Source organism: Aerococcus sanguinicola (genome assembly GCF_008726925.1).
Classification (GTDB): Bacteria; Bacillota; Bacilli; order Lactobacillales; family Aerococcaceae; genus Aerococcus.
Genome location: NZ_VYWO01000005.1, coordinates 37,989 through 62,763, shown reverse-complemented (window position 1 = coordinate 62,763; position 24,775 = coordinate 37,989). Strand labels below are relative to the sequence as shown.

The window sequence follows — 24,775 nt, the reverse complement described above, 5'->3', positions numbered from 1 at the left end:
ATTTTCAAGAAAGAGATTTATGGAAACTGTTACATCGACTTTTACTTAGGAATAAGGCCTAGTAAAAGTTAAGAAAATTTAAATAGAATTGATTTTTAAATGCTATGAAAATCCAAAAATAAGGCCCTCATCTTTGAAATGGGGGCCTTATTTTGTTAGGGTGGAAATACGAGTGTTACTAGAAATCTCAAAAACAGGGAGGAGAACGAATGAGTTCAGTAAAAATTCGCAATCTCACAAAGATTTATGGATCGCGCGGACAAATCGACCGGGCGAAAAAGATGTTAAAAGAAGGAAAGTCCAAGGAGGAAATTGTTAAAGCCACTGGTGCTACTGTTGGTGTCGACAATGCCTCCATGGATATTCACGAAGGGGAGACTTTCGTTATCATGGGACTATCCGGTTCTGGGAAGTCCACCCTCTTACGGATGATCAACCGTCTGATTGAACCAACTTCCGGTTCTGTAGAAATTGACGGGGACGACCTCACTAAGATTTCTGCTGAAGACTTACGTGAAGTCCGCCGCAAGAAGGTCAGCATGGTTTTCCAAAACTTCGCCCTCTTTCCTCATATGACCCTGCAGGAGAATACCGAATATGGTTTAGCTGTCCAAGGGGTAGACAAGGAAGAACGGCGTAAAGTAGCGGAAAAGGCCCTTGAAAATGCCGGCTTATTAGACTACAAGGACCAATACCCTGACCAACTATCTGGTGGGATGCAGCAACGGGTTGGTTTGGCTCGGGCTTTGGCTAATGATCCAGAAATTCTCTTGATGGACGAAGCCTTCTCAGCTTTAGACCCCCTCATTCGCCGCGACATGCAAGATGAACTCGTTGACCTCCAAGAACGGGTGAATAAGACTATTATCTTCATTACCCACGACCTGGATGAAGCCCTGCGCATTGGGGACCGGATTGCCTTGATGCGGAACGGGGAAGTGGTCCAAGTTGGAACGGGTGAAGAAATCCTGACCAATCCAGCCAATGACTATGTGGAACGCTTCGTTGAGAGCGTCGACCGTTCTAAGGTTATTACCGCTGAAAATGCCATGAAACGTCCTGAGTTTGTGATCAATATGGATCGCGAAGGCTTGCGTGTAGCCCTCAGACGGATGCAAGAAGAAGATATTTCGCAAATCATGGTCCGCGATGACTCCCAACGCCTACGCGGTTATATCCATGATGGGGAGGCTTTAGCCTATATCCGTAAGCAAACGCAAGCGGGTAAAGACTTGAACCTTGAGGATATCCTGCATACGGACGTGCCCGTGATTGCACCTGATGCTACGATTAATGAAACCTTCGATGCCTTGCAAGGGGCATCCTTACCGGTATCGGTTGTCGATGAGAATGGCCGTTGGTTAGGTATTATTAACCGCCGGATGATTATTGATATTCTCTCATCAAGTGACTATGAAGGAGGTCCAGTAGATGAATAAACTTGCCTTATTTCCCTTAGACCAACTCCCAGTGGCCGATTGGGTGGAAGGAGCGACTGAATGGATTACCAATACCTTTAGTGGGCTCTTCGATGTCCTCCAATCCCTCGGCTCAACGGTGATGGACGGCTTAACTGGCCTATTGATGATGATTCCACCAGCTATCTTCATCATAGCGCTAGCTGTTCTGGCTTACTTTATTTCCCATAAGAGCTGGTCACTGCCAACCTTTGTCCTGCTTGGTCTAGGTTACATCCTTAACCAAGGCCTCTGGTCTGACTTAATGAATACGGTCACCTTGGTGCTCGTATCCAGTCTGGTGTCGGTAGTGATTGGGGTGCCTTTAGGGATCCTCGCTTCCAAATACGACGGGGTCCAAAAGGTGCTTAAGCCTATCCTTGACTTTATGCAGACCATGCCTGCCTTCGTTTACCTGATTCCAGCAGTTGCTTTCTTTGGGATTGGGACGGTACCAGGCGTCTTCGCTTCGGTCATCTTTGCCCTCCCACCAACTGTGCGGATGACAAACTTGGGGATCCGCCAAGTGCCTGAAGACTTAGATGAAGCGGCTGAAGCATTCGGCTCAACCCCTTCGCAAAAGCTCTTCCAAGTGGAGCTCCCAATTGCTAAATCAACAATCATGGCTGGGGTTAACCAAACTGTGATGTTGGCCCTCTCCATGGTTGTAACAGGTTCCATGATCGGGGCACCTGGTCTCGGTCGGATTGTCCTATCCTCCTTACAAAGAGCCCAAGTGGGGACAGGCTTCGTTGCCGGTCTCGGGATTGTTATCCTGGCGATCATTATCGACCGCTTGACTCTCTTTGCAACTGAAGATAAACGCCAATAAGAATAGGAGGCAGATACGATTATGAAGAAAATTATACTTGGCATCGTGGCTGTCCTAGGTCTTGTACTTAGCTTGGGCAGTCCAGGCGCCTTCCGCTCCTCGCTCTTCTCTGGGGGCGGCAGTTCAAACGGCGAATCCATTACCCTCTCCTATGTGGAATGGGATACGGAAGTGGCTTCGACCAATATTATTGCTGAAGTTCTACGCCGGGAAGGCTATGATGTGACGATTACACCCCTCGATAATGCCATTATGTGGAGTGCTGTGGCAACTGGTGAAGCTGACGGCATGGTAGGGGCATGGCTCCCACAAACCCATGGCCCGCAGTTTGAACAGTACGGCGACCAAATGGAAGACTTAGGTCCTAACCTCGAAGGGGCTAAGATCGGTATGGTTGTCCCTGAATACATGGATGTTAACAGTATTGAGGACCTATCGAATGAAGCCGGCTCTGTCATTACAGGGATTGAGCCTGGTGCTGGGGTTGTAGCGGCTACTGAAGATGCTGTCGCCCAATACCCTAACCTAGCCGATTGGACCGTTGAAACTTCTTCTTCAGGTGCGATGACGACTGCTCTAGGCCAAGCCATCTCTAATGAAGATGAAATTGTGGTGACGGGCTGGTCCCCTCACTGGAAATTCCAAGCTTATGACTTGAAATATTTAGAAGATCCTAAGGGCGTCTATGGTGGCGAAGAAACCATCAATACCATGGTGCGCCAAGGCTTCAAGGAAGACCATCCACGGGCTTATCAAATCCTCGACCAATTCAATTGGAGCTTAGATGATATGGAAAGTGTCATGTTAGAAATCTCTAACGGCAAAGATCCACAGCAAGCTGCCATTGAGTGGATTGATGCGAATCCCGATAAAGTGGAAGAATGGTTAGCAGAATAGAAAGCTTCAGCTATTCTATTAATTGTTTTTTACCGCTTAAGACTAACCGTCTCAAGACCTCTTAGCCTTTAAGAAGGAGTAAAAAAACAAATCATGATCAAAAAAATACTATTAGCCCTAAGTGCACTGCTAGGGCTAGTCTTTAGCCTAGGGAGTGAGGGCGCCTTTAAGTCCTCACTCTTCGATGGCGACCTCTTCTCAGATAAAGAAGAATTGGAAATTGTCTATGTCCAATGGGATACGGAGATTGCTTCGACCCATGTCATTGCCAGTGTCTTAGAGGAGGCTGGCTACCAGGTCAAGATGACCTCAGCTGATGTGCCTGTGATGTGGGCTTCCCTAGCTTCGGGTGATGTGGACGGGATGGTGGCGGCCTGGCTACCACAAACTCACGGGTCTTACTATGATGAGTTTGGCGACCAGATGGAAGACTTGGGCCCTAATCTCAGAGGGGCCAAGATCGGCTTGGTTGTTCCTAGCTATATGCCGGTCTCTAGCATTGCTGATCTGACGACGGAGGCTAATGCTACCATAACAGCGATTGAACCTGGTACAGGGGTCGTTATGGCGACCGAAAGAGCCTTAGAATCCTATCCCAATTTAGGGCAATGGCAGATCGAAACGGCGTCAACAGGGGCTATGACGACCGCCCTAGGCCAGGCCATCGACCGCAATGAAGAAATTGTCGTCACCGGTTGGTCGCCCCACTGGAAGTTCCAGACCTATGACTTAAAGTACTTGGACGATCCGGAAGGGGACTTTGGTGGTGAAGAAACCATCAATACCATGGTCCGCCATGGCTTAAAAGAAGACCACCCGCGCGCCTATCAAATCCTTGACCGCTTCGAGTGGGAGATGGAAGATATGGAGAGCGTGATGCTGGATATTGCAGATGGCACAGATCCCCAGCAAGCAGCAGACAAATGGATTGAGGCTAACCGCGACAAGGTCGATAGCTGGTTAGCAGAGTAAAGCCACTTCATTCCTTTGTTAAAGAAATGCTTTAAGTGAAGCCTAGGCCCTACTTGTAAGGACTAATGATAAAATAAGAGCCATAGACTGAGTCAAATTTCAGTCTATGGCTCTTTTGTTTAGCCTTTAATATACGGCAATGGGTCCGGCTTCGCTTTCGATAACTCGGATATTAGCGTCAAAGATCCTCTGTAATTGCTGGGTCTGCATGACATCGCGTGGGGAACCGAAGCTGGCGATCTGGCCCTTCTTCATGGCGCAGATAAAGTCAGCATAGCGGGCCGCAATATTAATATCGTGGAGGACTGTGATAATGGTCCGGTCCAATTGGTTGACGACTTGGCGGAGATGCATCATCATCTGGATAGAGCTGGCAATGTCCAAATTATTCAAAGGCTCATCGAGGAGCACATAGGGGGTTTCCTGGGCTAAGACCATGGCCACATAGGCGCGCTGGCGTTGACCACCCGAGAGTTGGTCGAGATAGCGGTCGGCTAAGTGGTCTAGGCTGAGAAAGTGGATGTAGTTATCGACAATTTCAAGGTCTTTTGCTGTGAGCCGCCCCTTGCTGTAGGGGAAGCGACCAAAAGCCACTAATTGCCTGACCGTCAGCCGGGTCATAAAGTGATTTTCCTGGCGTAAGACAGCGATTTTTTTGGCTAAGTCTTGACTTTTGCTCTCATCCATCGCCTGACCTTCTAGGTAAACCCGGCCGCTGTCGGCTTCTAATAGACGGCCAATCATCATGAGGCAGGTGGACTTGCCTGCCCCATTGGGACCCACCAGAGCGGTAAAACTTGCTTTGGGGATTTCTAGATTGAGAGGACCGATTTGGACCTCATCATTGTAGGCCTTGCAGAGCTTTTCAAGTCGGATCATAGGGATTCTCCTTTCTTTTTCTTGAGGAGGACGGCGAGGAAGCTGAGGCCACCGAAGACTTCAATGATGACCCCAACAACCCCTTGGGCATTGAAGATATGGTACATGAAGAAGTAGGCCCCAGTTAAGACCGCAAAGGCCACAGCAATGGTCATGAGGAAGAGATAGCGGTGGTCGTAGGTCGGCACTAGCTGGTAGCAGATATTGGCGACGAGGAAGCCAAAGAAGGACAGGGGGCCAATGAGAGCAGTGGAAATGGCCATTAAGATAGCAACTAGGCTCAGGACAAGGATGGAAATCTGCTTGGGCTTGAGGCCGAGGTTCTTAGCCACGTCTGTTCCGAGCGCCATAATGTCTAATTTGGAGCTGAGGCTAAATAGGCCGATCATAGCGAGGAGGCAGAGGGGAATTGCCAGGATAAACTGTTCAGCTTCCGCATGGTTAACGGAGGCGAAGAGTCGGGCCTGGAGGATATCGAATTCCGATGGGGCCAACATCCGGCGCATAAAGCTGGCCAGGGAATTGAGTCCGGTCCCAAGCATCATGCCCACTAAGAGCATGATCTGCATATCGGCATACTTGCCAGTGAGGAGCCAACGATAGAGGAGGAGGCTGGCCGTCACCATCAGGACCATCTGGATGCAGAAGGCTGTCAAACCAGAGAATTGGACCAGGGATTGGACACCTAGGAAGAAGATAATAGAGGTTTGGAGGGCTACATAGAGGGCCTCAAAGCCAAGCAGAGAAGGCGTGATGATTCGGTTCTGGGTAAGTGACTGGAAGGCCACGGTTGCTGTTCCCTGGCAGAGGGCCACGATAATCATGGCAATGAGGGCGGTTAACCGTCGTTGAACCACGGGATAGAAAGAAGGGGAGTCGACTGGGACAGGATTATTGTAGAAGATTAAGCCCAAACTGAAGGCGATTCCCAAAGCGAAGATGACCAAGAGGAGGAGCCAGTAGCGGCGCCGGTCAGCTGCCTTGGTGAAGGCGGGAAAGTAGTGAGGCTTGGATATCATGATTGTTGCCTCCTTTGATAGAGTAACAGGCTGATGAAGACGAGGGAGCCCAAACTGCCTAGGATAACCGAAACAGGGAGCTCGAAGGGGGCGATCAGCCAACGGGAGAGAATATCACAGGCCATAATTAAAGCCATACCGAGCAGACTGACCCAAACGAGGTTGGAGCGGACATCATCCCCACGAAATAAGGAAATGGTATTGGGAACGATTAGTCCGAGGAAGGGCAGGTAGCCGACTACACTGGCAACAATGCCGACAGCTAAGGCAACTAGCGCCGTGCCGACTAAGCTGACCCGCTGGTAGTCAACCCCTAGATTGGTGGCCACATCCCGGCCCAGTCCCGCAATCGTCAGCCGGTCGGCCAGAAGATAAATTGCTAGGCTAATCAAGATAATCAGCCAGAGGTATTCATAACGGCCTTGCTGGATCGAGGCAAAAGAGCCAGTAAACCAAATTTCTAAAGACTGGCTCATATTGAAGCTGAGTCCGATAAAGGTTGAAATGGCTGAAATGACTGCCCCCAGCATGATACCGATGAGTGGCACCAAGAGGCCAGATTTTAAACGGATATTCCGCATAAAGTAGAAGAAGACTAAGGTGCCGATAAAGGCTGCTATAATTGCAAAGCCCATCCGCAAGAAGAGACTCGGCGAGGGAAAAAAGAGATAGCAAAGAATGAGACCTAGCCCTGCCCATTCAATGGTCCCCGTCGTTGTGGGTTCAACGAAACGGTTCTGACTCAGGAGCTGCATGACTAAGCCCGACATGGACATAGCCATTCCTGACAACATGAGGGATAGGGTCCGGGGAAAGCGGGTAATCCAGAGCATCTGCCAGCCGTCCTCATGGGCCTGGATATCATAAGCCCCGGTTTTAAGGGAAAGATAGGCCAGAAAGACAACTAAGAGCCCGAGTCCCACCAAGCCCCAGCGTCCCCTTAAAGCTTTTTGTAATTTCAATATATTTTGTGTTTTTGGCATGGGCTTGCCTCCTTTAAGTACGAACTAGGGCGATAAGCAAAGAAACCGGCGACCAATTCAGTGGAATGATCGTCGGTTTGTCATTGCCCAGTCATTCACATTCATCTTAACAAAGAATGGAGCGAATGAAAAATACCAGGACCTACTATTTACTCATAGCGTCTGCAATACGGTTAAAGATTTCAGTGAAGGTTTGAATCGATTCATTGGTATAAGTGTCTTCTGGGGCGTAGACGATATTTTCGTCTTTAACTGCTGTGGTATTGGTCAAGGCTTTGGCATTTTCTAAGACATCTTTAGCGGGTTGAGACTTCTCACCAGGCTTAGAGATAGCTGCATCACGGTCGAGTACCATGAGCCAGTCGGGGTTGCTTTCTGCAATAGCTTCAACAGAAACATCGTCTCCCTTGTGGTCGGAAGATTCATTGGCAACTTCTAGTGCAGGTTTCCATTTAAAGATGTCGTAGAGCGGTCCCCATACCCGGCCAAAATGAGGGGCTGAGAAACCAATTTCGCCACCTGATACAACGAGAGACATCACTTTGTCTTCTCCATTATAAGCATCTTGGGCACGTTTGATGGCGGCATCGAAGGCTTCGACATCCTTCTTAGCTTCGTCTTCTTTATCGAAAATTTTACCCAAGGCCAAGCTTGAATTCTTCAAGCCGTCGACTAAGTCTTGGCCAGGATGTTCGCTGTCCTCGCTCACATTAATATCCAAGTTAATGACAGTAGCTTCAGGCACAAGCTTTTTAATATCGTCATAGTGGTCAGCAAAACGTTGGCCGACGATGACAAGATCCGGTTGCTCAGCAGCGATAATTTCTAAATTTGGTTCCCGGTGGTTACCAATATTTTGAATGGAATCATCCTTAACATAGCTGCTGCTTGCTGGAATAACATCTTTAGGGACAGCTACAGGCTTAATTCCCCAGTTTTCAAGACTTTGGAAGGTCCGGTTGTCCAAAGCAACCACTTTCTGAGGGTTCTTTGGCACTTCGACCTTACCTGTGGCATCTTGGATTTCAACGGTTTCTGTCTTAGCTTCGCTTTTAGCTGCTGAACTTTCTTCGCTTGTGCTGCTAGCGCTCTGGCTCGTCTCTGCTTGGCCCGCTTGGTCAGCTTTTCCGCTTTGACCCTGGCTACAAGCGCCGAGTGCTAACATGGATAGGGAGATAAGGGCGACTTTCAATGCTTTTTCTTTCATAGCAATAACCTCTTCTGTATATATATTTAGAAAACTCTCGTAATTGAGAAAGGTTTTCAATTGACAGCCTTATTGTAGCAGAGTTTTTGTCTAAAAACTATAAAAATCAACAAATGGGAATGACTCCAATTTAAACTAGGTTAAAGTGATTTAGAATGGCTAAACTATAATTACTTTAATTACTTAGCTTTTCTTCTGGATCATCCGCCGGTAGCGGTAGACAGAAGGTTCGGAAACGCCTAAAGCACGAGCAACTTGGGGGACCGCGCCTTTAATTTTGAAGACGCCCTTAGCTTCTAGCTGGCGCATGATATCCAATCTGGCCTCTTGGGTGAGACTGAGATTAGATTGGATTTGGTCAGGGCCGATAATCTCAGTAATGATATCGTTTACATTTTCGGATAAAATTTCAGTGAAGTTCCCTGCAAAGCCTTCCTCCTGCTCAGCTAATTGGGCGGTTTTGATCGATATCGGGAGTTTAAGGGTCTTGATAATATGATCGGCTAAATCAAATTGCTTGGAGTAGTCCATATTCACACAAATCATCCCCTGGAGTTGGTCAAGCTCATCTTTGATAAAGAAGGTTGAGCCTTGGAGGATTTTTCCCGCTTTGGTGCGTGTCTTGTAGTTGACGAGATAGTCCCGTTGGCGATAGTCTTCCTCTTCCATTAATTCGAGGGCGAATTTTGTAATGGGGGAGTCTTTAGTCCGTCCACTGAGCTGACCGTTAACGATCTCAGCGATATACATCCGCTTACCGTCGTAGATATGGAGGACGACTTCGAATTGGTCGCCGAGAAGCTCTCCTAGAAAATGGACGAGAGCGATATAGTGTTTGAGTTGTTTTTTATCCATTGGCTTGCCTCCGTTCATAAGTGCAAGTGAGTCATAGGGGATAAAGGCAAATTCATTATAGCGCAAATTAAAAAAATAACAAACTGCCATTTTAAATTAAGAGGAAAACAAACAAAAGATGAGAGACAGATGGGAGAGGGAATAAATCTTTATTATCTTCTCTGCAAGCGTTGACACTGATCATGATCATTGTTAAAGTTGATAACTGTGAAGTGAAAGGACTTGCAGAAAGAAAAATGTAAGCGCTATGAAAAATAATAGAGAAAGAAGGAAGTCATAAATGGATTTAATCATTGGGATTGGCCTGTTAATCCTCGTTTTAGCCTTGTTTACACTTTTTACCTTTAAGGCGCCTAAAGGCCGTGAAACTATGGGGGCCTTTGCTGACGCCTCCTGTGCAACTTTATTAGTCGAAGCTTTTCTTAATTCTTTTGTGGGGAATATCTTCGATGCGGATTTCTTCAGTGAAGTAGGGATGGCAGCTGGCTCTATGGGAGGGGCCGCAGCAGCCTGTATGATTCCGCTAGCTTTAGGAGCCTCCCCTGTGGCAGCCATGCTCTGTGGGGCAGCGGTCTTTGGCTTGGGGATTCTTCCGGGCCTAGTGGCTGGCTATACCTGCTATTGGATCCTCCAGTATATTGAGAAGAAATTACCAGCAGGCTTGGACTTATTGGTGATGATCATTGTGGTCGCCCCTCTCGCTCGTTTCATTGCGATCGCCAGTGAACCAGTCGTAGAGGCTGCTCTTCTCAATATTGGTAAGAGTATCGAAGCCAGCTCCAATGCGGCTCCCGCCATTATGGGCATCATTGTTGGTGGGATTATGGCTGTGGTTTCCAGCTCACCAATCTCTTCAATGGCTCTATCTGCCATGCTTGGATTGACTGGCCTGCCTATGGGGGTAACCACTATGGCGGTCTTCGGCTCAGCCTTCGTGAACTGGATGACCTACCGTGAATTGAAACTTGGGGGACCACGCGAGAGCCTGGCTGTCTTCTTAGAAGCTAAGACCCAGGTCGACTTGACCTCAGCCAATCCACTGCCAGTTTATCTGGCTGACTTCATCGGAGGGGGCTTGTGTGGCCTCGTGGTGGCTCTAGCCGGCATGGTGAACGAAGCCTCAAGTACCGCGACACCATTCGCAGGACTAGCCGTGATGTTTGCCTATAACCCTGCTATGAAGGTTGTTATTATGGCTGTGGCCTGTGCCCTGATTGGCCTAGTGACTGCCTTTGTTTCAGCCAAATGCTTCAAGAATTACCCCATCAACCGTTTGGACGATCTGCAAGCAGAAACTGAAGCAGAAGAAGCCGAAAACATGTCATCCGAAGCCTACTATGCGCACCAAGCAAGCTAGTTGTGGAATTGAAGGAAGAGAGGCCGGGACAAAACTCCCGGCCTCTTTATAAAATACGAACTATTCTTTAAAAACGTGCTCCAAAAGTCAGCCCTGACATCCACTTCACGAACTATGGAAGAACCTTTGACAAGGTTCTTTCATAGTTCGCTCCAGTGATTCAGGGCTAACCGACTTTTGTCACACTCTCTTTTTTGAACAAGGATTGATTTGAATCGCCAAATATAAGCTCTGAGCACCTGCTTGGCGCTTTATTTTATACAATCTTAAAACAAAAAAGGGGGACTAGACGATCTTATAAAAAACACTTCTCATCATATTTATCATTTTTCTACTATTGTATAGTCATAAAAATAAGGGTCCGCTCATTAGAACTAACTTGGCGAAATGAAGGGGATATCGCGTCGTTCATTATAGTATGTATTGGCATCAACTGGCTAATAAAATAGTTTTTACACAGGATTTTTCTCATTTTTCAGGCGCAAATTCTAATAAAATATTATTATTGTAATAATAAATTATTTGTAATGGTGGCGCTTTCATGTTAAGCTTTTATCAAGTTGTGATGGGAAGGAGGCCCAGGAAAAAGCATATATTCAGTAATGTAAGCGGTTTATTGTTTTGTCTGAAATCACTGTCCTAATGCGCCCAGTTTATTGATTGGCTCTTATATTAGGGTGGAGGGACGGTGTTCAGCGCCTGAAAGATTAAGAAAGTAGGATAAAACTATGGATATTGTTGTTGGTACGATTTGGTTGCTAGTTGTTCTAGCGATCTTTACATTATTTAACTATAAAGCCCCCCACGGTGCTAAGGCAATGGGGGCCTTGGCTGCAGCTGCCTGCGCCAGCTTCCTCGTAGAGGCCTTCCATGATTCCTTCTTTGGATCGGTACTTGGCCTTGAATTCCTTAAAGAAGTTGGGATGGCCAACGGTGCCTTGAGCGGTGTCGCTGCTGCTATCTTAGTTGCGATTGCGATTGGTGTCCAACCAGGCTATGCGGTCCTGATGGGGCTGGCAGCTTCGGGAACAGGGATCTTACCTGGCTTCTTGGCGGGTTACTTAGTGGCCTTCCTGGTTAAGTGGATGCAAAAAAATATTCCCGGTGGTCTAGACTTAATTCTTATTATTATTGTCAGTGCGCCACTTACTCGGGCCATTGCCCTTTTCATTGCGCCACTCGTAGATAATTCACTCCTACAAATCGGTGAAATCTTAATTGCATCCTCCGAATCAAGCCCAGTCATTATGGGGATCATCCTCGGTGGGGTTATCACCGTAGTTGCAACAGCGCCATTGAGCTCTATGGCCCTAACTGCCATGCTTGGCTTGACAGGGACTCCGATGGCTATCGGAGCTTTAGCAGTCTTTGGCTCTTCCTTCATGAACTATATGATCTTCCACCATCTTAAACTGGGTGAACGCAAAGACACAATTGCCTTCGCCATTGAACCCCTAACCCAGGCAGATGTGACGTCAGCTAACCCTATTCCAATCTATGGCATTAACTTTGTCGGTGGGGCTTGTAGTGGGATCCTAGTGGCCCTCTTGCAGATGGTCAACGAAACCCCAGGTACAGCGACACCAATTGCTGGTTTTGCGGTGATGTTCGCTTACAACCCAGCTATGCAAGTGCTCCTCGTTGGCCTAGCGCTCATTGTGATCAACTTGATCGTTGGTTTCCTCGGGTCCAAGGTCTTCAAGAACTACCCAGTCATTACCAAGCAAGAACTCGCCGAACGTGAATAATTGAAAGCATATTAGGGAAGAAAGCTAAGCGCTTGATCGAGCTTAGCTTTTTTCATGCTTTCAGAGCTGGAAACATGCTACAATCAGTGGTAAGAATTAAGCTGTCTGAAGGGAGATCATATAATGGAAGAAGAAAGTCGGGCCCAAGCCTTTATCAATGCGGGGGAACAGATCAGTTCGGCCGCTCGAATTAATTATGTTGATTTATTGGTAGACCATGCTCAGGGAGCGATGGTTTATGACGCAGATGGTAAGGCTTATATTGACCTCTTAGCCAGTGCTTCAACCGCCAATGTGGGCCATTGCCATCCGCGAGTGGTCGCTGCTATCCAAGAGCAGGCTGAAGGCTTGCTTCATTATATCCCTTCCTATTCCTACCAAGCCCCGCTCGAAGCCTTGGCTGAACGTTTGGCAGGGATGACGCCTGGTCATTTCGAGAAGAAAGTTTCCTTCTCCACTTCGGGTTCGGAAGCCAATGAAGCTATTATTAAATTTGCTCGCGCCTATACGGGCCGTCCCTATTTGATCAGTTTTACTGGGGCCTACCATGGATCGAGCTATGGGGCGATGACCCTATCAGCTTGTAGCCTCAATATACGGCGTCAAATGGGACCCCTCTTACCTGGGATTTATCACATGCCTTATCCAGACCCCTACCGCCGGCGACCAGGGGAGAGCGATGACCAGCTAGCCGAACGTTACCTGGACGCTATCCGCCTAGCCTTCGAGACCTACCTGGCCCCTGAAGAGGTCGCCTGTGTCTTAATTGAGCCCATCCAGGGTGATGCAGGCATTATTATCCCACCCCAAGCCTTTATGCAGGGCCTCTATGAGCTCTGCCAGGAACATGGCATCCTCTTTGCGGTGGATGAAATTAACCAGGGGCTCGGACGGTCGGGAAAATTGTGGAGCATTGATCACTTTGGCCTCACACCGGACCTGATGGCGATCGGCAAGTCCCTAGCATCAGGCCTCCCGCTCTCGGCCTTGGTGGGGCGAGGAGAGATCTTAGAGAGTTTAGGTTCACCTGGCCACGCCTTCACCTCGGCTGGAAATCCCATCTGTGTCGCGGCAGCACATGCCAGCCTCGATGTGATTGAAGAAGAAGGCCTAGTCCAAAAATCTGAAGCAGATGGGCGCTTTGTCCAAGCCGCCTTCCACAAGCTTCAGGCCAAGTATCCCCAGATCATCGGCGATGTCCGGTGCTTAGGACTCAATGCGGGCATTGAATTGGTTAAAGACCCTGTAAGCAAGGAGAGGGACAGCCAAGCTGCCAGCAAGATTATGACCTATCTCTTTGACCACGGGGTTCTGATGGTCACCTTGATGGGGAACGTCCTTCGCTTCCAGCCGCCCCTAGTGATCAGCCGAGAGCTCCTAAAGCAAGCCTTTGAGGTCCTAGACCAGGCCTTTGCTGCCCTAGAAGCTGGGGAGATCCAGCTACCAGACCATGTGGACCTGGGCTGGTAGGGGGTTAGGTTTATACTTCCTTAGCCTGTGCAGGCTAGGGATTTTTTGTGGCCTTTATCGGCTGTACCAGAAATTTTACCGGCTTCGATTTAATAAACAAATCGTTGCTTGATTATATGCTATGATGATTAAATGATGGCTGAGAGGCAGCAGTGAAATGATGAGTAAGGAGATGATGACATGATTCGATTGCTTGGAAGTAAGGACCGGCGTCAACTGGCATTGATCGATATCTACCAGAATGAAGACGACTTATACCTCACCCATGGGGATTTAGCCAATCGTCTATCGTGTACCAATGCAACCATCAAAAGTGATTTAATAGAAATACAAGGCTTGTTTCCAGACGAAATCCAAGTCGACCAGTCCGGTATTTGGGTCAACCTAGCCTTTAAGAAAATGGTTTCAACGAATTATTACTTCAAAAAGTTTAGCCAAGAAGCCGTGACTTATCGTTTGCTTTTTGAATTGATGAGTCAGTCCTACGCCTCAGTTGAAGACCTTAGCCAGAAGATTTATGTGAGTCGCAGCTCGGTCTATCGTGCCATTAAACAAATTAATCAATTTTTTGAGGAGGCCAATTTAGAGCTGGAAGTGACTACCTCACCCCTTGCTTTAGAAGGTAAGGAAATGAGCATTCGTTTGTTCTATCCTTTTATCTTAATCCACTACCTGCCAGATACCCTGTGGCCCTTTAGGAGCATTAGCCAACAGCAGGCCTTTGATTTATATGAGATTCTATCCTCAACCTCTCCTTACCTCAAGAGTTTTTCCTCCAATCCCTTAGTTTACTTGCAGATTGGTTTAAATTTTGAGCGCTTCGTCAATCATTTTGTGGTTGAGAAGGCAGATTGGCCGATAACAACACGGGAACTGTCGCTCTTAATGGTTAACTTGGATATTTTCACTGATTTCCAAGCCCAGGCTGGCAGGTATCCACTCTTTGAGGTCATCCCGCAAGTTGTTCCCGGTTTGATTTCATCAGGCACCCTGCTCAATCGGTCTTATTTGGAAGAGAGTACGAGGGTCCCCGCCACGGTTAAACAGAGTATCGCTGATTTTGAAGCGGATATGTATAAACTCAAGGAAGATTACAAACTCCAGACGGCTCAAGAGAAAGATATCCAGCTGATTTCCTTGAGCTTGTACAATTTGTGTATTGCTATGGATGAGAAGGTGAACGTTGTCTTGAATAATCCCATTACCTATCAGAGTAACTTAGTTTATGAGGTTGCCTGCATTAATCCGGAATTTGTGGTGGATGTCCAAAGTATGATTAAGAAATTTATCCAATCGCTCAATATGATGACAGAAATCTCTGACAAGATTTTGATTGGTTTTACTTTCTACTTTATTGTAGCCTGGCCCAATACCATCTTCGAATTAAATAAAATTGTTAAAATTGACCTCTTGCTTTATACCGGCAACTACCAGTATGACCTGGAATACAAGGCCATACTAGACCCTATTGTCCATAACTATGTGACAGTCCATGTCCGCAACCAGGCTATTAATTGGCAGGAGATTCTCGAAGAAAGTCCCTATCAAATTATCATGACAACCTTCGACATCCCGGCTACGCCTGGCCGCTATATCTTTAATATCAATTCCATGCCTAATGTGAATACCTTTTTATGGATCTATGAAACGGTTCGAACCATTAATGACTCGGATACGTCCAATATGTCTGACATGATCTTCACCCAATAGAAACTATCAACTGACTCGCAAGGGTCAGTTTTTTTATAAGAGATTTCACATTTTTACGAATTAAGCTTATTAAGAACAGAAGAAAACAAAAAAGGTGACTATAATCAAAATAAATTTTAGTGAAAGGAGCAGTTTCCTGTTCGAAGGGAATAGACAGGAGAAGAGTTAGCCGTTTGCTAGAGTTTCAATCGACCGGTTTTAGTCATTTGTCAGTGGGATTAGCGATAAATTACTGACTTTATCGCTTTTTTTACTTGGAAATAATAGTCGAGGGAGCTAAGCATCCTTTGCTTGACCAAGCAAAATAAAGACAAGTTAAGGGCTACAAGCCTCAGTCGATAAGCTTAAGAAAGGAAAGTTTGATATGGTAGGTAAGAACAATAGACAAGTCCAAAGAGAAAAACAAGGCCATAAATTTTATCGTTATTCGATTAAACGCTTGAGTGTAGGAGTGGCTTCCGTTGCAGTCGTTGCGGGACTACTTTTTGCTGGGGATATGGCGGTTGCCCATGCCGCTAGTCTGACGGATGTTCAAACAAGTGAGCCGGCTCCTATAAAAGAAGGGGAAGAAGACAGGCAAGCTGACCAAAATCAGCTGGAGGCAGCACCAGACCAAGTAGCCCCGGTAGAAGTGGGGCCAGCCACAAGTCAGCCAGGGCAAGAAATTTCGGCTGAAGCCAAAGGGGAAGACAAAGTTATCGGTTCTGACGAAAGTAACCAGTCCGAAAGCCAAGCGGAAAAGCAGGCGACAGACCAAGTTGTTCAAGCCGGTCAACAGAAAGAAAAGACTGGTTTGACTGAGGTGAGCTTCCATAGCGAAGAAAAACAAGCCGAGGGGAGACGTGAACTAGATGCTCCTAGTCGTCAAACGACTTCTCCTCAAGGCCCAAACCTTGAACAATTAGCGCAGCAAGTTCAAAATGCAGGAAATCCCAAGCAAGTTTTACGGACCCACTTAGCGGAAGTCTATGCGCCAGAAGACGTTGAGGGCTTATTAGCTCATATTAATTTGAAGCATATTCACAATGCGACTAGCCTGCAGGAGGAATTAACCAAGGCAGGTCTTCAATACCTTGAGAAACAGAGAAAGTATGCCAGTGTCTACATGGCCATGCCCCGGTCAGCTCGGGCGGCCCAGAGTGGTCGGAATGTGAATCCTCTGATTCAGGTGGATCAATTGACGCTAACAAGTTCAAAAGATTTCAACAATCCCACAGAACTCAAAACGGTCAATGATAACCGTGGGGAAGCTTTATACCTACATACGAGATTCCGCGTACCCCAGGGCGTCAGGGGTGGGGACTACTTCACCATTGATTACGGCGAGTATTTCCGTCCTGGTGGCTTGAATATTCCGCCATCGGTGCAGCATATCATGTCTTTAAACGGACAAGTTCTTGCCCGAGGAAACTATGATGCCCAGACTAACAAGGTAGTTTACGTCTTCGAGAATGGGGTTGAGCACTTGGCGAATATCCAAGGCTTTATTCACCAAGGCCTCCAGCCCTTCTACGATAAGGTTACAACCGATAATAAGACCTACCAAGCTAGGGTCCAGGTAGGCAATCAAGCAAAAACACAAGGCTTTGCTTATAATTTTGATGCTACTAACCAGGCAGATAAGCGAGGAAAATATTTACTAACCAATGGGACGCATACCCAGACGGACCGGCGCCGCCCTGAAGTCGTAACAGAAGTGGTTTACCATATTAACCGTGATGGGCTGCCGGTACAGGATGGGCCCCACACTCTCTTTATGGAAGCTGACCAACATAAGATTCGCGATTTTAAACTTTATGAAGTCGTAAATGACCGTGCATTCACCGATTCTTATAATCCTAATTTTAGCCCTGCAGATGTTCGGGAAGTGACAGACTTACGGATTAGTGAAACACGAGATAAGGATAACAAGCCAGGTTGGCGAGGTCAGTCTAACCAGTTCAAGGCGGGCCTGAGACAAGGCAAACGTTATATTATTAAAGCCCATTACGTTCCGAAGTCGGCAGAAGCAGCCACTAAGTCAGGAGAAATCCACTTATCTGTTCGTAACAATCAAGATGTAACCTCTCCAAGTGGCTGGAAGCCTCTAACCATGTCCAAAACTTATAATTCCGGTGACGCTTCAGCAGAAATGAACCGGAAATACGGAGCCTTCGTTGAACACCATCGTTATGAGACGGTCGACCAGAACGGCAAGGTACTGAGTGTTGACCAAAATATTGATGGCCAGACCCTAACTGGGATTGTGGGTAAGCATACCTACCTGACCTCTGCCAAACCGATTGAGGGCTATCGTTTCGTCAAAACTGAAAATCCTATTAATGGCCCAGCATACAATCCGGATGGCCGTTACAAGGCTGGCCAATTCAAAGCTGATGTTACCCAGGAAATCACTTATGTTTACCAACGTGTGGTTGAAAGTCAATCGACCTATGAAATGACAGTGGAAGATAGCTCTTATAAGACGGAATTCCAGTACAGTCCCTCGCTGCCAGCTGGTCAAATCAGAGAAATTCGTCCCGGACGTGATGGACGCGTTCGTGTCCTATATGAACATGTTGACCCAGAGCGGACTCCTAACTTTAACCCCAATGATTTTAGATACATGCGCGGCCAATACTGGCGCGAAGTATCTCGGGAAGTGGTCCAAGAAGCCCAAAGTCAGATCTTTGCTTATAACTTTGAAACCATTTCCAGAACTGAACCACAAGACGATGGCGGCGTAAAGATTATTTATAACACCGGGCGGGAAATTATTATTCCAGGGCCCAAAAAACCTGAGAAGCCTCTGCTACCTAATAAACCAATTGTTGAAGTCAAGCGTGGTCAAGGCAGTCATCCAGAAACTAGCAAACAGGTTAACGGAAGTTACGTTACTGTAAAAATTTATAACCCTAACATTGACCAATTTGAAGACGAGAAAACTATTTTCATCCCTGATGGTGAACAAGGTGCTCCAGGCGAAAAAGGAGAACGCGGCGAGAAGGGCGACCGAGGTGAGAAAGGGGCGCCAGGTGACAAGGGAGAACGCGGTGAACAAGGTCTTCCAGGAAGCCCAGGTCAGGATGGCAAGTCTGTTCTAGCTAAGATGGAACCTGGCACCAAAGCCGATGAAAGTGGTCAAAACCGTCCAGGTACTTGGGTGATTATTCACGAAGATACCAACAATAATGGCCAAGTAGACCCAGGCGAACGTGAAATCAGCCGTGAGTTCATCTTCGACGGTAAGAACGGAACTGATGGTAAAACGCCACTTGTTGAGACCGAACGTGTTGAAAAAGATCCAAATGATCCAAACTCCGAATCCGGTGTGAAGATCATCGTGAGAGATCCTGAAAGCAATGAAGTCATCAAAGAAACCTTCGTCAAAGACGGCGAAAAAGGTGAAAAGGGTGATCAAGGTGAGCGTGGCGAACAAGGTCCTCAAGGCCCACAAGGTGAAAAGGGTGAACAAGGTACGCCAGGTACCCCAGGTCAAGATGGCACCGACGGTCAAGACGGTAAGTCCGTTCTCGCCACTACAGAGCGCGGCACAAAAGCTGATGAAACCGGCAAAGAGCGTCTAGGCGCTTGGGTAATTGTTCATGAAGATACCAACAATAACGGTCAAGTAGACCCAGGTGAACGTGAAATTAGCCGTGAATTCATCTTCGACGGTACCGACGGTAAAGATGGCAAGACACCAATCGTTGAAAGTGAACGTGTTGAAAAAGATCCAAATGATCCAAACTCTGAATCTGGTGTGAAGATCATCGTCAGAGACCCTGAAAGCAATGATGTCATCAAAGAAACCTTCGTTAAAGATGGTGAAAAGGGTGATCAAGGTGAGAAGGGTGAACAAGGTACGCCAGGTACCCCAGGTCAAGATGGCCAAGACGGTAAGTCCGTTCTCGCCACTACAGAACGCGGCACCAAAGCCGATGAAACCGGCAAAGAGCGTCCAGGAACTTGGGTGATTGTTCACGAAGACGCCAACAACAACGGGAAAGTAGACCCAGGTGAACGTGAAATTAGCCGTGAATTCGTCTTCGACGGTACCGACGGTAAAGATGGCAAGACACTAATCGTTGAAAATGAACGTGTTGAAAAAGATCCAAATGATTCAAACTCCGAATCCGGCGTGAAGATCATCGTCAGAGATCCTGAAAGCAATGAAGTCATCAAAGAAACCTTCGTCAAAGACGGCGAAAAAGGTGAAAAGGGTGATCAAGGTACGCCAGGTACCCCAGGTCAAGATGGTCAAGACGGCAAATCAATCCTCGCAACTACTGAACGTGGCACCAAAGCCGATGAAACCGGCAAAGAGCGTCCAGGAACTTGGGTGATTGTTCACGAAGACGCCAACAACAACGGGAAAGTAGACCCAGGTGAACGTGAAATTAGCCGTGAATTCGTCTTCGACGGCACAAACGGTACCGACGGTAAAGATGGTAAAACGCCAGTTGTTGAGACGGAACGCGTTGAGAAAGATCCAAATGATCCAAACTCTGAATCTGGTGTGAAGATCATCGTGAGAGACCCTGAAAGCAATGATGTCATCAAAGAAACCTTCGTCAAAGATGGTGAAAAGGGTGATCAAGGTGAGCGTGGCGAACAAGGCCCACAAGGTGAGAAGGGTGACCAAGGTACGCCAGGTACCCCAGGTCAAGATGGCCAAGACGGCAAATCAATCCTCGCAATTACTGAACGTGGCACCAAAGCTGATGAAACTGGCAAAGCCCGTCCAGGAACTTGGGTAATTGTTCATGAAGATACCAACAATAACGGTCAAGTAGACCCAGGTGAACGTGAAATTAGCCGTGAATTCATCTTCGACGGTACCGACGGTAAAGATGGCAAGACACCAATCGTTGAAAGTGAACGTGTTGAAAAAGATCCAAATGATCCAAACTCCGAATCTGGCGTGAAGATCATCGTGAGAGATCCTGAAAACAATGAAGTTATCAAGGAAACCTTCGTCAAAGATGGTGAAAAAGGTGAAAAGGGTGACCAAGGTACCTCAGGTCAAGATGGCCAAGACGGTAAGTCCGTTCTCGCCACTACAGAGCGCGGCACCAAAGCCGATGAAACCGGCAAAGAGCGTCCAGGAACTTGGGTGATTGTTCACGAAGACGCCAACAACAACGGGAAAGTTGACCCAGGTGAACGTGAAATTAGCCGAGAATTCATCTTCGACGGTAAGAACGGAACAGATGGTACCGACGGTAAAGACGGAAAAACCCCACTTGTTGAGACGGAACGTGTTGAAAAAGATCCAAATGATCCCAACTCTGAATCCGGCGTGAAGATCATCTTTAGAGATCCTGAAAACAATGAAGTCATCAAGGAAACTTTCGTCAAAGACGGCGAAAAAGGTGACAAGGGTGACCAAGGTGTTCCAGGTCAAGATGGTCAAGACGGTCAAGACGGCAAATCAGTCCTCGCAACTACGGAACGCGGCACCAACGCCGATGAAACCGGCAAAGCCCGTCCAGGTACTTGGGTAATTGTTCATGAAGATAGTAACAATAATGGCCAAGTAGACCCAGGTGAACGTGAAATTAGCCGTGAGTTCATCTTCGATGGTAAGGACGGAACGGATGGTACCGACGGTAAAGATGGTAAAACGCCACTTGTTGAGACGGAACGTGTTGAAAAAGATCCAAATGATCCAAACTCTGAATCTGGTGTGAAGATCATCGTCAGAGATCCTGAAAACAATCAAGTCATCAAAGAAACCTTCGTTAAAGATGGTGAAAAGGGTGATCAAGGTGAGAAAGGTGAGCGCGGAGAACAAGGCCTTCCAGGGACTCCAGGTCAGGATGGTCAAGACGGCAAATCAGTCCTCGCAACTACCGAACGCGGTACCCACGCCGATGAAACCGGCAAAGAGCGTCCAGGAACTTGGGTAATTGTTCACGAAGACGCCAACAATAACGGCCAAGTAGACGCTGGTGAACGCGAAATTAGCCGTGAATTCATCTTTGATGGTAAGAACGGAACGGATGGTACCGACGGTAAAGATGGTAAAACGCCACTTGTTGAGACGGAACGTGTTGAGAAAAATCCAAATGATCCAAACTCTGAATCCGGCGTGAAGATCATCGTGAGAGATCCTGAAAGCAATGAAGTCATCAAAGAAACCTTCGTTAAAGATGGTGAAAAGGGTGACCAAGGTGAGAAAGGTGAGCGCGGAGAACAAGGCCTTCCAGGGACTCCAGGTCAGGATGGTCAAGACGGCAAATCAGTCCTCGCAACTACCGAACGTGGCACGAAAGCTGATGAAACCGGCAAAGCCCGTCCAGGAACTTGGGTGATTGTTCACGAAGATACCAACAATAATGGCCAAGTAGACCCAGGTGAACGCGAAATTAGCTGTGAGTTCATCTTTGACGGTAAGAACGGAACCGACGGTAAAACGCCACTTGTTGAGACGGAACGTGTTGAGAAAAATCCAAATGATCCAAACTCTGAATCCGGCGTGAAGATCATTGTGAGAGATCCTGAAAGCAATGAAGTCATCAAGGAAACCTTCGTCAAAGATGGCGAAAAAGGTGACAAGGGCGATCCAGGTAAAGACGGTAAGTCTTCTTACGTTCATCTGGTTAAAGGAGAAAACGAAGCAGGCGACCAAGGTCAATGGATCATCACCTACTTCGACAAGAACGGTGACGGTAAATTCACCGAAGATGAAATTGTGTCAACTGAATTTGTTGCGGACGGTAAATCAACTAAGGCTGAAGTCAAAGACAACGGCAATGGGACCCATACGGTAACCATCACTAACCCAGATGGTACGAAGACTGAAACAGTCATTGCTGACGGTAAAGACGGCAAGTCTGCTACAGCTGAAGTCAAAGACAACAATGACGGAACGCACACGATTACCATTACCAATCCAGATGGCACGAAAACAACCACTGTGGTTCACAATGGTGACAAGGGTGATAAGGGTGATCCAGGTAAAGATGGGAAGTCCTCTTATGTTCATCTCGTTAAGGGAGAAAACGAAGCAGGCGACCAAGGTCAATGGATCATCACTTACTTCGACAAGAACGGTGACGGTAAATTCACCGAAGATGAAATTGTCTCAACGGAATTCGTTGCCGATGGGAAATCACCTAAGGCCGAAGTTAAAGACAACGGCAACGGAACCCACACCGTAACCATCACCAACCCAGACGGTACGAAATCTGAAACAGTGATTGAAGACGGTAAGGACGGCAAGTCTGCCACAGCCGAAGTTAAAGACAACAATGATGGCACTCACACCATTACCATCACCAATCCAGATGGCAGCCAAACAACCACTGTGGTTCGCAATGGTGAAAAGGGTGATCCAGGTAAAGATGGCCAAGATGGTAAGGACGGCAAGTCAGTGACTGTTTCTACAGAACCAGGTCATTTCCAAGGTCAAGATGGTGTTTGGATCATCGTTCGAGATAGTGAAACAGGTAAAGAACTCGATCGAGACTTTGTTGCTAATGGTCAAGATGGTAAGGATGGCAAGTCTGCAGATATTAAGTCAGAAGTATTAGTTGATCCGAATGGTCAAGAGATTGGCTATAAGATTACGATTACCCATCCGGATGGTTCAGAAGATGTCCGCCTGATTAAACATGGTAAAGATGGTAAGGATGGAAAAGACGGGCGCGATGGTCAGTCGATCATTGCGACGACTGAACGCGGCGACCATAAGGGACAGTCAGGCGCTTGGGTGATTATCCGTGATAGAGACACCCTGCAAGAAATTGACCGTGAATTTATTGCTGATGGTCAAGATGGCAAATCAGCTGATATCTCATCACGAGAAACTGCAGAAGGTCTAGAAATTACCATCCACCATGCCAACGGAACCAGTCACACACATATTATCCGCGATGGTAAAGACGGCAAGTCGATAACCGCATCAACCGAGCCTGGAAGCTTCAACGGACAGTCAGGCATGTGGTTGATTATCCGTGACCGTGCAAGTGGTCAAGAATTAGACCGTCAATTTGTACGCGATGGCCAAGACGGAAAAAATGGTAAATCAGCTCTTCTAAGTACTGAGAAGACTCTTGATTCAGATGGCAGAGAAATTGGCTTAAGCATCAAGATAACCCATCCAGATGGCTCTACAGAAACGCATACGATCTACCATGGTCGCGACGGTAAAGATGGTCAAACACCACAAATCCATACTGAAAAAGGCAAAGATAGCCAAGGAAATGTGGGAAGATGGTTGATTATCGTAGACGGCCAGGGTAATGAAATCGTCCGTGAATTCATCCGTGATGGTCAAGATGGTAAGACGCCTTCTGCTAAAGTGGAACCCGGTAAAAATGAACAGGGCGACAGTGGCCAATGGATCATTATCTTCGACGGAGATGGGAAGGAAGTTTCACGCGAATTTGTTCGTGATGGCAAGGATGGCCAAGATGGTCGCTCACCAAGTCTTGAAACAGTCCCTGGTAAAAATGCAGATGGTGACAGTGGCTTATGGGTCATTGTTAGAGATCCACAAGGCAAGGAATCGAGCCGTCACTTTATCAGAGACGGTAAAGATGGCAGAGGAATTAAGAAAATCTACAGTAAAGATGGTCGTTTAACCATTGTCTTTACAGATAATACAAAAGAAATTCTTGAAATCCCATGTTGCCAACCTAAGCCAGAAGAACCAAAACCGGAAGATCCGAAGCCAGAAGAACCAAAACCGGAAGAACCAAAACCGGAAGATCCGAAACCAGAAGATCCAAAACCGGAAGATCCGAAACCAGAAGATCCAAAACCGGAAGATCCGAAACCAGAAGATCCAAAACCGGAAGATCCGAAGCCAGAAGAACCAAAACCGGAAGAACCAAAACCGAAAGATCCGAAGCCAGAAGATCCAAAACCGGAAGATCCGAAGCCAGAAGATCCAAAACCAGAAGATCCGAAGCCAGAAGAACCAAAACCGGAAGATCCGAAGCCAGAGGATCCAAAACCGGAAGAACCAAAACCGGAAGATCCGAAGCCAGAGGATCCAAAACCGGAAGATCCGAAGCCGGAAGATCCGAAGCCGGAAGATCCGAAACCAGAAGATCCGAAGCCAGAGGATCCAAAGCCAGAAGATCCGAAAACAAAGATTCCGGATTCAACGAATAGAGAATTAGAGGAGGAGAAGAATAAAAAATCAAATGTAAGAACGACTTTAGTAACTAGCCAACCAACTCGCCGAGCCAAAGATAAAGCACAAACAAAGACCCGTAAGGCTCAGGCACAGTTACCGCAAACAGGTGCTGTGGCCAATGTCTCCAGTGCCGCAATCGCTGCTAGCTTGTTATTGGGTGTGGGAGGTCTAGTCCTTAATCAAAAGAAAAAGAAATAGTAATTTGTAAGCTATAAAAAGAGCTGTGTCGCTAATTGAGCGGCACAGCTCTTTTAAGCTT

At 47.1% G+C, this 24,775-nt stretch carries 12 protein-coding genes and 1 pseudogene; 8 read left to right on the top strand and 5 right to left on the bottom strand.

Annotated elements, in window-relative coordinates:
• Nucleotides 1-209: 209 nt before the first annotated feature.
• From F6I03_RS07715 to F6I03_RS07705, 3 genes and pseudogenes are all read left to right on the top strand, one after another.
• Complete coding sequence (locus F6I03_RS07715; protein WP_070431278.1) at nucleotides 210-1,439, top strand: quaternary amine ABC transporter ATP-binding protein; 1,230 nt, start codon at nucleotides 210-212, stop codon at nucleotides 1,437-1,439.
• Nucleotides 1,432-3,186: pseudogene (locus F6I03_RS07710) on the top strand (ABC transporter permease/substrate binding protein). Before F6I03_RS07715 ends, F6I03_RS07710 begins: the two are co-directional and overlap by 8 nt.
• Before the next feature lie 93 nt (nucleotides 3,187-3,279).
• Nucleotides 3,280-4,158 (top strand): glycine betaine ABC transporter substrate-binding protein, encoded by an 879-nt coding sequence (locus F6I03_RS07705; RefSeq protein WP_070431281.1) that lies wholly within the window; start codon nucleotides 3,280-3,282, stop codon nucleotides 4,156-4,158.
• 126 nt (nucleotides 4,159-4,284) lie between these two features.
• Here the strand turns inward: F6I03_RS07705 and F6I03_RS07700 are convergent, their stop codons facing one another.
• From F6I03_RS07700 to F6I03_RS07680, 5 genes are all read right to left on the bottom strand, one after another.
• Entirely contained in the window at nucleotides 4,285-5,037 is a 753-nt protein-coding gene (locus F6I03_RS07700) for an ABC transporter ATP-binding protein (RefSeq protein ID WP_070431282.1), read from the bottom strand.
• Nucleotides 5,034-6,056 carry an iron chelate uptake ABC transporter family permease subunit gene (locus F6I03_RS07695; protein WP_070431283.1) on the bottom strand — a complete coding sequence of 341 codons (1,023 nt, stop codon included), beginning with the start codon at nucleotides 6,054-6,056 and terminating at the stop codon, nucleotides 5,034-5,036. Before F6I03_RS07695 ends, F6I03_RS07700 begins: the two co-directional genes overlap by 4 nt.
• Nucleotides 6,053-7,039, bottom strand: a complete 987-nt coding sequence (locus F6I03_RS07690; protein WP_070431284.1) for an ABC transporter permease — start codon at nucleotides 7,037-7,039, stop codon at nucleotides 6,053-6,055. The genes F6I03_RS07695 and F6I03_RS07690 overlap by 4 nt, the downstream gene beginning before the upstream one ends.
• 145 nt (nucleotides 7,040-7,184) lie before the next feature.
• The gene (locus tag F6I03_RS07685; RefSeq protein WP_070431285.1) at nucleotides 7,185-8,246 is read right to left on the bottom strand and encodes a siderophore ABC transporter substrate-binding protein; all 1,062 of its coding nucleotides are present in this window, start codon (nucleotides 8,244-8,246) and stop codon (nucleotides 7,185-7,187) included.
• Between the two features lie 183 nt (nucleotides 8,247-8,429).
• Complete coding sequence (locus tag F6I03_RS07680; RefSeq protein ID WP_070431286.1) at nucleotides 8,430-9,101, bottom strand: transcriptional regulator; 672 nt, start codon at nucleotides 9,099-9,101, stop codon at nucleotides 8,430-8,432.
• A 280-nt stretch (nucleotides 9,102-9,381) separates the two neighbouring features.
• On the opposite strand from F6I03_RS07680, the gene F6I03_RS07675 reads away from it, so the two are divergent.
• From F6I03_RS07675 to F6I03_RS07655, 5 genes are all read left to right on the top strand, one after another.
• On the top strand, nucleotides 9,382-10,458 hold the full coding sequence (locus F6I03_RS07675) for a PTS sugar transporter subunit IIC (protein ID WP_070431287.1): 1,077 nt from the start codon (nucleotides 9,382-9,384) through the stop codon (nucleotides 10,456-10,458).
• Nucleotides 10,459-11,186: 728 nt separating this feature from the next.
• Nucleotides 11,187-12,206, top strand: a complete 1,020-nt coding sequence (locus F6I03_RS07670) for a PTS sugar transporter subunit IIC (RefSeq protein WP_070431288.1) — start codon at nucleotides 11,187-11,189, stop codon at nucleotides 12,204-12,206.
• 123 nt (nucleotides 12,207-12,329) lie between these two features.
• The gene (locus F6I03_RS07665; protein WP_070431289.1) at nucleotides 12,330-13,676 is read left to right on the top strand and encodes an aspartate aminotransferase family protein; all 1,347 of its coding nucleotides are present in this window, start codon (nucleotides 12,330-12,332) and stop codon (nucleotides 13,674-13,676) included.
• A gap of 180 nt (nucleotides 13,677-13,856) precedes the next feature.
• Nucleotides 13,857-15,386 (top strand): helix-turn-helix domain-containing protein, encoded by a 1,530-nt coding sequence (locus F6I03_RS07660; protein WP_150983100.1) that lies wholly within the window; start codon nucleotides 13,857-13,859, stop codon nucleotides 15,384-15,386.
• 364 nt (nucleotides 15,387-15,750) lie between these two features.
• On the top strand, nucleotides 15,751-24,714 hold the full coding sequence (locus tag F6I03_RS07655) for an Ig-like domain-containing protein (RefSeq protein WP_150983099.1): 8,964 nt from the start codon (nucleotides 15,751-15,753) through the stop codon (nucleotides 24,712-24,714).
• Nucleotides 24,715-24,775 lie beyond the last annotated feature (61 nt).